The following is an 11,310-nucleotide window of genomic DNA, read 5'->3' as shown; positions in this document are numbered from 1 at the left end:
CAAAATTCCTGTTTGGGCTAGCCCAAACAACTTAACCTCTGGAACTCTAGTTATCAATGAACTTGTTGCACTTGACTTGACAACGTGCGTAAGCAAAAAAATTAAAAAAATTTGCATTTACTTCTTTACATTTAAAAATCATAGTGCTATAATAATTGTCAGATAAATTAAATTGTCAGATAATTTAATAAATAAAAAAGAAATTAGGTGACCACATGTCAAACGCAAAAGCTTATATTGCCCAATCATTTGAAGCTGTTAAAGCTCGCAACCCACATGAAACAGAATTCCTCCAAGCGGTAGAAGAACTCTTCTCTACACTTGAGCCTGTTTTTGAAGCACACCCAGAATACATCGAAGAAAACATCTTAGCCCGTATCGTTGAACCAGAGCGTGTGATCAGCTTCCGTGTTCCATGGACTGATAAGGACGGTAGAGTGCAGGTGAACCGTGGCTACCGTGTACAATACAACTCAGCAGTAGGTCCTTACAAGGGCGGTCTTCGCTTCCACCCAACTGTTAACCAATCTATCTTGAAGTTCCTCGGTTTTGAGCAAATCTTCAAAAACGTTTTAACTGGTCTCCCAATCGGCGGTGGTAAAGGTGGTTCAGACTTCGATCCTAAAGGCAAGACTGATGCTGAAATCATGCGTTTCTGCCAAAGCTTTATGATAGAATTGCAAAAACACATTGGTCCTTCTCTTGACGTTCCTGCCGGTGACATCGGTGTCGGTGGTCGCGAGATTGGTTACATGTACGGTCAATACAAACGCCTTCGCCAGTTTGATGCAGGTGTCTTGACTGGTAAGCCTCTTGGTTTCGGTGGTTCTCTCATCCGCCCAGAAGCAACTGGCTATGGCTTGGTTTACTTCACTGACAATATGTTAGCTGCAAACGGTAAATCCTTCAAAGACCAAACTGTACTTATCTCAGGTTCTGGTAACGTAGCTCAATTTGCAGTACAAAAAGCCACTGAACTTGGAGCAAAAGTTATCTCTGTGTCTGATTCAAATGGTTACATCATTGATGAAACAGGTATCGACTTTGACCTTCTTTGCGATATCAAAAACAACCGTCGTGCTCGTTTGACCGAATATGCCTCTGAAAAAGCAACTGCTCAATACTTCGAAGGTTCTGTATGGAACTACGATGGAAAAGCTGATATTGCCCTTCCATGTGCAACTCAAAACGAAATCAACGGTGAGCAAGCTGCTGTCCTAGTGAAAAACGGTGTTTACTGTGTGGCAGAGGGTGCCAACATGCCATCTGACCTTGACGCTATCAAAGTCTACAAAGAAAACGGCGTTCTATACGGTCTTGCAAAAGCTGCCAATGCTGGTGGTGTAGCTGTGTCTGCTCTTGAAATGAGCCAAAACAGCCTTCGCTTGTCATGGACACGTGAGGAAGTTGACGGTCGCCTTAAAGACATCATGGCCAACATCTTCAACACAGCCAAAGAAACAGCTGAAAAATACAACCTTGGTACTGACTACCTTGCAGGTGCCAATATCGCAGCCTTTGAACAAATCGCTGATGCGATGATCGCACAAGGTTTGGTATAAGCAAAATTTTAGCTGACCCTACTATAATGAAAATGACTCTCAAATTGACGTGCCAATTTGGGAGTTTTTCTTTGCTCTGAAAATATATAAGTCCTATCGATACAAGCAAAAACCTGCCCAAACTAAACTGGACAGGTTATTTGCTTAATTTACTATTACTTAGTCAAAATTTGCAAGGTTTCAAGCAACTGATCAACATGAACTTCAACCGTATCACCTGTTCCCTTGATTTTGACTTCAACAATACCGTCAGCGGCTTTCTTACCAACAGTCACACGGATTGGCAAGCCAATCAAGTCACTATCAGAGAATTTCACACCGACACGCTCATTGCGGTCGTCTGTCAAGACTTCATAACCAGCACCGACCAAGCTGGCTTCGATGGACTGAGTCAAGGCCATAGCTTCTTCGTCCTTAACATTGACTGGAATCAAATGTACATCGAACGGTGCCAATTCTTTAGGGAAGTTGATCCCCCAAGCGTAACGGTATTCGCCTTTTGGTGTCTTATTGACAAAGAGGCGAGCGTGTTGCTCAAGAACAGCTGACAAGAGACGGCTAACACCGATACCATAACAACCCATAATAATCGGCATAGAACGACCATTTTCATCCAAGATGTTGGCATTCATGCTATCTGAATAACGGGTACCAAGCTTGAAGATGTGACCAATTTCGATACCTCGAGCAAAGTTGAGAACCCCGTGTCCATCTGGAGAAGGCTCGCCTTCCTTGACTTCACGAATGTCCACATACTCAGTCACTTGGAAATCACGTCCTGCATTGGCACCTGTGTAGTGGAAACCATCTTCGTTGGCACCGACAACAGCATTTTTCACATCTTGGACCTTGCGGTCGGCGATAATCTTGATATTTTCTGCTAAACCAACTGGGCCAAGTGAGCCAAAGCCTGCACCGAAGATTTTTTCAGCATCCGCTGGGCCTGCTACATCAAAGAAATCTGCTCCAAGGTGGTTTTTCAACTTGACATCGTTGACCTGATCATTGCCGACAAGAAGGGCAACAACAGGCTCGCCATCTGCCATAAAGAGCATGGTTTTGATGGTTTGCTCTTCAGCGACATTCAAGAAGGCAGCAACTTCGTCGATGGTTTTAGCATCTGGTGTCGCTACTTTGACCAAGTCTTCTTCGACGACAACTGCTGTACTTGGTTTGTATTCACTAGTTGCCATTTCTAGGTTGGCAGCGTAGCCAGACTCGCTAGAGTAGGCGATGGTATCTTCACCAGACACAGACCAAGCCAAAAGTTCTGCCTTGATTGCTTCAAGAACATCCTCTGGGATTTCCTCAAAAGAAGCAACCGACTTGTCCAAGACAACCCAACGGTCCAGATCAGTACGGTCCGGTGTAATAGCCATAAATTCCTGGCTATCCTTACCACCCATGGCACCACCGTCACCGATGATAGCCTTGAACTCAAGTCCTGCACGAGTGAAAATAGCCTCGTAAGCTGCCTTATAGTCATCGTAGGTCTGGTCCAGGCTCTCGTAGCTGGCGTGGAAGCTGTAACCGTCTTTCATGATAAACTCACGACCACGGAGAAGCCCGTTACGAGGACGTTTTTCATCACGGTATTTTGGCTGGATTTGGTAAATGTTGAGTGGTAACTGCCTGTAAGATTGCACCGCATCACGCGCCAATAGTGTCACCGTTTCTTCGTGGGTTGGACCCAAGATAAAGTCAGAACCCTCACGGTTTTTGAGCTTGTAGAGGTCATCACCGTAGGTTTCGTAACGACCCGACTCACGCCAAATGTCCGCTGACAAGAGAGCTGGTGCCAAAAATTCAATGGCATCAATCTTATCGAATTCCTCACGCATGATATTTTTTGCTTTTTCAATGACACGGTTAGCCAAAGGCAAGTAGCTGTAAATACCAGCAGAAATCTGGCGGACATAACCCGCACGCAACATCAAAGCATGGCTAATCACCGACGCATCCGAAGGCATCTCCCGCAAAGTAGGGATAATCATTTTAGACTGTTTCATATTAAGATATAAGTGCGTTAAGAAAACGAAACGAAAATAGGAAACCTAACGCCGTGCCGTTGGCACAAGGCAGGTTTATCTTTTTCGTAAAGTTTTTAGCACGCATTCAATTCCTTTCTTATATTCATCTTCAGGAAATCCAGAGGTGTAGCTCTCAACCTATTTTCCGAGTTTTTAGACCGAGTTCAATTACGAACCTCCTCTGTTCCTTTCATCATTGGTTGTTAGGAAGACACAGGTTTCAGCCCGTGTTCAATTCCTTTCGTATTATTCAGAACATCCTGCGCATCGCACGCATTCAATTCCTTTTGGAGTTTTTATTTAGAAGAATACACGCATAATATCATTCCAGGTCACGACCAGCATGAGGACAACCATGATTGCAACGCCTGCCAGCGTGATATAGGATTCTGTTTCTGGTTTAAGTGGTTTTCTGCGAATACCTTCTAGAATGTTCATGACAATCTTCCCACCATCCAAGGCTGGAATAGGGATAAGGTTAAAAATACCAATATTGATTGATAGCATAGCCATCAGGTTAAAGACTGAAACCCAACCATTTGCAGCAGCCTGATTGCTGACAGAATAAATGGCAACAGGTCCACCCAATTGCTTAACATCAAAATTGGCAATCAAGTTTTTCAAGGCAGTCACAACAATAACTGCTGTCGCACCCGCTTGCTGGAAGCCCCCAATAATCTTATCAAGGAAACCAGTTTTTAAAATCGGTGAAATTCCAATTCGGTAGCTATCGTCAACCTTCTCAGCAGTAACTGTGAGCGATTTTTCAGTCCCCTCATGTTCAACAACCAAATCAAAACTTGGAGCTGTAGAGGCTTCTGAGGCTACCTGACTAATGATTGTAGCAATCTCTGTGTAAGTATCCGTAGCTTGACCATTGACCGACAAGATTTTATCACCTGTCACCAGACCTACATTCTGTAAGGCACCACCGTCTGTAATACTAACGGCATTACTGGTTGGATCTGCAACCCCACCTTGCGCAAAAATCAGCATAATAAAGACGAAAATACCTAAAATGAAGTTATTCATGGGACCAGCAAAGTTGGTTATCAACTTCCCCCAGACAGTCGCATTTTGATATTGAACATCCAGCGGAGCAATCCGAACTTCCGTCCCATCCTCCTCCACAATCGTAGCATCATGATCAACCTGATAGATCTTATTTTCATCAAGGACCAATCCTGTGATTTCCAACTTTTCCTCAAAATCAAAACCGGTCACGTTCATAGGTAAACTCAGATTATCAAGTTGTTTGCCGGAAAGATTGATACGAGTAACAACTCCATCTGCATTCAAGGTCAGGCTAGCTGGCGTCCCCGTCTTAATTTCCGTCTTATCTTCACCCCAACCAGCCATACGTACATAGCCACCGAGGGGAAGAATGCGGATGGTGTAGAGAGTTCCATCCTGACCAGTATGAGAAAAGATTTTCGGTCCCATACCAATGGCAAATTCTCTGACAAGGATACCCGATTTTTTGGCAAAGTAGAAATGCCCAAATTCATGAACAACTACAATCACACCAAATATAAAGATAAAGGCTAAAATTCCCTTCATAGTCCCTCCTTAAAACAGTCCAAAGAAGTGCATGATAGGAAAGACAAAGATCATACCATCAAAGCGGTCTAAAATACCACCATGACCTGGAATCAGATTGCCAGAATCCTTGACACTAAAATGACGCTTAATAGCACTTTCTACTAAATCACCAAATTGAACAAAAGCAGAGAAGATGGCTACCAATACCAGCATCAAGAAGAAGGGATAACCTGCTCGAAGGCTTTTATCAACCAATAAGAAAATAATCGACAAGACGAGAGCGGAGCCAATCCCACCAAAAAATCCTTCCACCGTCTTATTGGGTGATACTTTTGGTAATAACTTTCTTCGACCAAATTGGCGACCAACCAGATAAGCCCCAATATCCGTTGCCCATACAATACAAAGTGCAAACAATACCTTATTCAAGCCATCCGTCCGTGCCAACAGCAAATTATGAAAACCAATCCCTACATAAAAACTAGAGGCAATCGGAAAAACAACATCCGAGTAGTTGTACTCTCCCAAATTAAAAACGGTCGTTCCGAGAAGAAGGGACACAATAATGGCATAGGCTGTGTAGTTGCCATCCGTTGGTAAAAAAGTCAGGTAATTCTGCAAAGGCAAGGTCAAGACTAGACTTGCCAACATGGCAAGAACCCCCTCAATTGAATTTGGAGCCAACTGTTTCATTTTGAGTAATTCAGCCGTAGCAATCATCGCTAGTAGGCCTACAAAGAAATGAAAAGCCGTTCCCCCTAGTAATAAAAAGGGAAGAAAGACTGCAAAAGCAATCCCTCCAAATACCACTCGTTTCTGCAAATCGTTTGTCATAACCTCTCCTTACACGCCACCAAAACGCCTGTGGCGACGGTTGTATTCTTTAATAGCTAATTTCAGTGCCTCACCATCAAAATCTGGCCAAGCAATATCTGTAAAATACAGCTCACTATAGGCTGTCTGCCAAGGCAAGAAATTACTCAAGCGCAATTCTCCACTGGTCCGAATAACCAAATCCGGATCACGAAGAGCAGGCGATAGACTTCCAGTATAGAGATAGTCCGCAATCAACTTTTCATCAATATCCCCTGGATTAAACTTGGCATCCAAGACATCTTGTGCAATGGCCTTGATTGCTCGGGTCACTTCATCACGCCCACCATAGTTCAGGGCAAAATTCAAAATCAAACCCGTATTATTCTTGGTTTTTTGCTCTGCCTTGTACAAGGCATTCAAAGTAGCCTCTGGAAGCTTAGAATGATCCCCAATCATTTGAATTTTAACATTATTGGCATGGAGTTCCGGTACATATTTATCATAAAACTCCACAGGTAAGTTCATGATAAATTTGACTTCCTTTTCTGGTCGAGACCAATTCTCCGTCGAAAATGCATAAACAGTTAATACTTTAACTCCTAGATCAGAAGCTGTTTTAGTCACTTTTTGAAGGGCATCCATTCCAGCCTTGTGCCCCATAATCCGAGGTTGCATCCGCTTCTTGGCCCAGCGACCATTGCCATCCATGATGACCGCTATATGCTTGGGTACCTCAATAGCTGTTTCAAGACTTTCCTTCTTTTTAAATTTAAATCTAAACATATTTTTTCCTTAAATATTTATATATCTTGTTATGACGTCTTTCGAAAGCTCGAAAAATACTGTATATAATCAGCCTATTATACCATATTTATAAGGATTTACGCAAAAATCAGCTAGCGCGTTCATGCAAAAAACCGAGGTTCTCCCCGGTTTTAAGTCATCTATTCTTCGATAGCTGTTTCTGTTTTTTCTTGACTTGCTTCTTCTACAATAATTGAACTTGTTGCTTCAGTTACTCGGTTACGAATAGCCCCGCGTTCAAAGGTCAGGTAAACCCCATCCACGTCCAAGACAACTTTCTTATCATCGATTTCATCAACAATACCAAACAGACCACCAATAGTGACAATTTCATCACCTATTTTAATCTGGCTGAGTGCATCCTGGCGTTGTTTTTGTTGTTTGCGCTGGCTATAGAACATAAAACCAATCATGCCAAGCATCAAAACAGGAAATAATAATCCTTCCATTTGTGTACCTCTTTTTAGTTTGATAAGCATGATTATACCAAATTTAATGAAAGAAATCAAAATTTGGTCAGTCAAAAAAGACCGAACTCTCGTTCAGCCTTTATCCATCTTATTTTGCACTCCACACACTCTCAAGGATGTTGGTCTGTTCACGACCTGGTCCGACTGAGAAGGTTGAGATACGCACGCCGACCAATTCGCTGATGCGACGAACATAGTTGCGAGCCGCTTCTGGCAACTCATCCAGGCTACGTACACCTGTGATGTCTTCAGACCAACCTGGCATCTCTTCGTAGATTGGTTTGCAGCGTTTGAGTTGTTCCAAGCTTGCTGGGTAATGATCAATACGCTCACCATCCAAGTCATAAGCCACGCAGATTTTCAAGGTTTCAAGACCTGACAAGACATCAATCGAGTTGAGGGACAAGTTGGTGATACCTGACACACGGCGGCTATGGCGCATCACCACTGAGTCAAACCAGCCGACACGGCGTGGACGGCCTGTTGTCGTACCGTATTCTTTACCGATTTCACGGATACGGTCTCCGATTTCATCGTGCAATTCAGTTGGGAATGGTCCGTCACCAACACGGCTAGTGTAGGCCTTACATACACCAACAACCTTGTCAATCTTGCTTGGACCGACACCACTACCGATCGTCACACCACCCGCAACTGGGTTTGAAGAAGTAACGAATGGATAGGTACCTTGGTCAATATCCAACATAACCCCTTGCGCACCTTCAAACAAGACACGTTTGCCTTGGTCGAGGGCATCGTTCAAGATAACAGAGGTATCTGTTACATACTTTTTGATTTCTTGACCATAAGCATAGTATTCTTCAAAGATTTCATCAAACTCAATCGGAGTTGACTCATACATTTTCTCAAACAAACGGTTTTTCTCAGCCAGGTTTGTTCTCAAACGCTCAGCAAAAATCTCCTTGTCCAAGAGGTCTGCGATTCTGATACCAACACGCGCAGCCTTATCCATGTAGGCTGGACCGATCCCCTTGTTGGTTGTACCAATCTTGTTCTCACCTTTGGATTCTTCCTGCAACTGGTCCAATTTGATGTGATAAGGCAAGATAACGTGTGCGCGGTCTGAAATACGCAAATTATCTGTCGTCACACCTGAATCGTGGAGGTAGTTGATTTCCTTAACCAAGGATTTTGGATTGACAACTACACCATTTCCGATAACCGAAATCTTTTCTGGGAAGAAAATTCCAGACGGAATCAAGTGCAACTTATACTTGGTACCGTCGATAACGATAGTATGTCCTGCATTATCTCCACCTTGATAGCGCGCGATTACTTCAGCATTAGCAGACAAGAAGTCTGTAATTTTACCCTTACCTTCGTCGCCCCATTGGGTTCCTACAACAACTACTGATGTCATATTCACTCTTTCTCTGAACCGGCTGACCAGTCCAGCCTTTCTTCTACTTCTGGCAGGAATCTCACCTGCAAGTTTCGTTTTACAATCCATTCTACCAAAAAACGAACATTTTTTCAAGAATTTCCAATATTTTCGTTTATATCGGATGTTGTTTCTTGTTGCATTATTTTCAATCCTAAAATACGAACAAACGCTTATCTTGAACATTTTTAAATTTGTTTTTGACAGGAATTTCCGAAGCCTCCCAATACTTTCCTTTTACCAACTTCATTTTTTCTTTCAAAACGTAGCAGAAATTTGTATTTGTTTTATAAACTAGATAAAATTGTTGTAAGACACTATCAGAAATTGGACGGATTGCTTATGTTACAGAAATTATCCCCAAATAGCCCTATCCTCCAAGCCACCTTTGGTTTGGAACGGGAATCCTTACGAATAAATAGCGACAACCGCGTGGCTCAGACACCACACCCTGAAAAACTGGGTTCACGCAGTTTTCACCCCTATATCCAGACCGATTACAGCGAGCCACAACTAGAACTGATTACACCCGTGGCTCATTCGACCAAGGAAGCTCGTCGTTTCCTCGGAGCCATCACGGATGTGGCAATGCGGTCTATGGATAAACAAGAATATCTCTGGCCCCTGTCCATGCCACCTGTCATTTCAGAAGAAGAAATCCAAATTGCCCAACTGGAAAGTGACTATGAGTATCAGTACCGTGTTGGTTTGGCAGAACGCTATGGTAAGTTGCTCCAGTCTATGTCAGGCATCCACTACAACTTCGAGCTCGGCAAGGACCTGACCCAGCAACTCTTTGAAGCCAGTGATTACGACGACCTCATCACCTTCAAAAACGCCCTCTATCTCAAACTGGCTCAGAATTTCTTACGCTACCGTTGGTTCTTGACCTACCTCTACGGAGCTAGCAGTCTAGCGGAAAAAGGATTTTTGACAGATGAAATTGGCTGCGTGCGGTCTATCCGCAATTCCAACTACGGCTATGTCAACGCCCCCGATGTCCACATCTCCTTCTCTTCTCTGGAGCAGTACGTGACCGACATCGAGCAGGCAGTTGCTAGCGGTCAGTTGTCTGCCGAAAAGGAATTTTACTCTGCGGTTCGCCTCCGCGGTGCCAAGACCAGTCGGGACTTTTTGACCAAGGGCATTACCTACCTGGAGTTCCGCAATTTTGACCTCAACCCCTTTGAGCCTCTAGCCATTAGCCAAGAGACCCTTGACACCACCCACCTCTTTGCCCTGGCTCTCCTCTGGCTTGATGATATGGACCAGGTCGACGAGGAACTGGCAACAGCGGCAGCACTCAACAACCGCATCGCCCTCAGCCACCCCCACACCCCCCTACCAGCAGAGGCAGATGCCAGCCCTATCCTGACCGCCATGAAGGCTATCGTTCAGCATTTCGGACTGGATGATTACTACAGCCAGCTCATTGCTCAGGTAGAGGCGGCCCTTCAAAACCCTCGTCTGACCCTTTCTGGAAAAATAGCAGAGCAGGTTGAAGACGGGTCTTTGGAACACTTCGGTCAGCAGCAAGGCAAGACTTTCCATGACTATGCTTGGACAGCCCCTTACGCCCTCAAGGGCTATGAAAACATGGAACTCTCCACCCAGATGATTCTCTTTGACGCCATTCAAATGGGCCTACATGTCGAGATTTTGGATGAAGAAGACCAGTTTCTCAAGCTCTGGCATGGTGACCATGTCGAGTACATCAAAAATGGCAACATGACCTCCAAGGACAACTACGTCATTCCTCTAGCCATGGCCAACAAGGTCGTGACCAAGAAGATTTTGGACAAGGCTGGTTTTCCAGTGCCTGCGGGAGCTGAATTTGCTAACAAGGAAGAGGCCCTGCGGTATTACGGTCAGGTAGCTAGCTCTGCTATTGTTGTCAAACCAAAATCCACCAACTTCGGCCTAGGAATCTCTATCTTCCAAGAACCTGCCAGCCAAGCAGACTATGAAAAAGCCCTAGATATAGCCTTTTCGGAAGATAGCCATGTGCTAGTGGAGGAGTTCGTAGCGGGAACTGAGTACCGCTTCTTCATCTTGGACGGCAAGTGCGAGGCTGTCCTGCTCCGCGTCGCAGCCAATGTCGTTGGGGATGGGCAGTCAACCATCCGTGAATTAGTGGACCAAAAAAACCAAGATCCCCTGCGGGGCCGTGACCATCGCTCTCCGTTGGAAATCATCAATCTGGGTGATATCGAACTGCTCATGTTGGAGCAGCAGGGCTATACGCCTGATACGGTCTTGCCAGAAGGCGTCCAAGCCTTTCTGCGTGGCAATTCTAATATCTCAACCGGTGGCGACTCCATTGATATGACCGATCAGATGGATGAGTCCTACAAGCAACTGGCCGCCGATATGGCGACTGCTATGGGAGCTTGGGCTTGCGGTGTAGATTTGATTATCCCCGACCGCACCAAGCCAGCCAGCAAGGAAGAGCCAAACTGCACTTGTATCGAGCTTAACTTTAACCCTGCCATGTACCTACACACCTACACATACGCAGGACCTGGACAAAGCATTACACCGAAAATCTTGCGGAAATTGTTTCCTGAACTGAAAACTGGCTAGTCATAGCCAGTTCAGATTGCAGACAAACATCGTTTTGGTGTTTGTCTTTTTTACTGTTTTTAGAGAAAAATGGCTGTTTTAATGCTGAAACCACCCCATCT

8 protein-coding genes are annotated in these 11,310 nt (G+C 44.5%); 2 read left to right on the top strand and 6 right to left on the bottom strand.

What is annotated here, in order from left to right:
* Positions 1–215: 215 nt before the first annotated feature.
* A complete protein-coding gene (gdhA, locus tag RFK25_RS10730; RefSeq protein ID WP_332413403.1) occupies positions 216–1,562 on the top strand; it encodes an NADP-specific glutamate dehydrogenase in 1,347 nt (448 codons plus the stop codon).
* Between the two features lie 155 nt (positions 1,563–1,717).
* Here the strand turns inward: gdhA and RFK25_RS10725 are convergent, their stop codons facing one another.
* The 6 genes from RFK25_RS10725 to RFK25_RS10700 form a co-directional block, all read right to left on the bottom strand.
* Entirely contained in the window at positions 1,718–3,571 is a 1,854-nt protein-coding gene (locus RFK25_RS10725; protein WP_332413402.1) for a proline--tRNA ligase, read from the bottom strand.
* Positions 3,572–3,892: 321 nt separating this feature from the next.
* The gene (gene rseP / locus RFK25_RS10720) at positions 3,893–5,152 is read right to left on the bottom strand and encodes an RIP metalloprotease RseP (protein ID WP_332413401.1); all 1,260 of its coding nucleotides are present in this window, start codon (positions 5,150–5,152) and stop codon (positions 3,893–3,895) included.
* A gap of 9 nt (positions 5,153–5,161) precedes the next feature.
* Entirely contained in the window at positions 5,162–5,956 is a 795-nt protein-coding gene (locus tag RFK25_RS10715) for a phosphatidate cytidylyltransferase (protein WP_332413404.1), read from the bottom strand.
* A 21-nt stretch (positions 5,957–5,977) separates the two neighbouring features.
* Positions 5,978–6,733, bottom strand: a complete 756-nt coding sequence (locus RFK25_RS10710; RefSeq protein WP_332413400.1) for an isoprenyl transferase — start codon at positions 6,731–6,733, stop codon at positions 5,978–5,980.
* A 161-nt stretch (positions 6,734–6,894) separates the two neighbouring features.
* Positions 6,895–7,203, bottom strand: coding sequence for a preprotein translocase subunit YajC (yajC, locus tag RFK25_RS10705; protein ID WP_332413398.1), 309 nt, complete (start codon positions 7,201–7,203; stop codon positions 6,895–6,897).
* Positions 7,204–7,312: 109 nt separating this feature from the next.
* Positions 7,313–8,605, bottom strand: coding sequence for an adenylosuccinate synthase (locus tag RFK25_RS10700; RefSeq protein WP_002937782.1), 1,293 nt, complete (start codon positions 8,603–8,605; stop codon positions 7,313–7,315).
* Positions 8,606–8,968: 363 nt separating this feature from the next.
* Between RFK25_RS10700 and gshAB the strand changes: the two genes are divergently transcribed.
* Complete coding sequence (gshAB, locus tag RFK25_RS10695) at positions 8,969–11,209, top strand: bifunctional glutamate--cysteine ligase GshA/glutathione synthetase GshB (protein WP_332413397.1); 2,241 nt, start codon at positions 8,969–8,971, stop codon at positions 11,207–11,209.
* Positions 11,210–11,310: the final 101 nt, after the last annotated feature.

The sequence above is a fragment of the Streptococcus sp. SS-4456 genome (assembly GCF_036680365.1).
Lineage (GTDB): Bacteria > Bacillota > Bacilli > Lactobacillales > Streptococcaceae > Streptococcus.
Note: the sequence above shows the minus strand (reverse complement) of the source record. Positions and strands in the feature narration are given on the sequence as shown.

What these genes read in the sequence shown, in the direction of transcription:
- yajC (WP_332413398.1), bottom strand. Translation starts at nt 7,203, where the DNA reads ATGGAAGGATTATTATTTCCTGTTTTGATGCTTGGCATGATTGGTTTT.
- gshAB (WP_332413397.1), top strand. Translation starts at nt 8,969, where the DNA reads ATGTTACAGAAATTATCCCCAAATAGCCCTATCCTCCAAGCCACCTTT.
- RFK25_RS10710 (WP_332413400.1), bottom strand. Translation starts at nt 6,733, where the DNA reads ATGTTTAGATTTAAATTTAAAAAGAAGGAAAGTCTTGAAACAGCTATT.
- RFK25_RS10725 (WP_332413402.1), bottom strand. Translation starts at nt 3,571, where the DNA reads ATGAAACAGTCTAAAATGATTATCCCTACTTTGCGGGAGATGCCTTCG.
- RFK25_RS10700 (WP_002937782.1), bottom strand. Translation starts at nt 8,605, where the DNA reads ATGACATCAGTAGTTGTTGTAGGAACCCAATGGGGCGACGAAGGTAAG.
- gdhA (WP_332413403.1), top strand. Translation starts at nt 216, where the DNA reads ATGTCAAACGCAAAAGCTTATATTGCCCAATCATTTGAAGCTGTTAAA.
- rseP (WP_332413401.1), bottom strand. Translation starts at nt 5,152, where the DNA reads ATGAAGGGAATTTTAGCCTTTATCTTTATATTTGGTGTGATTGTAGTT.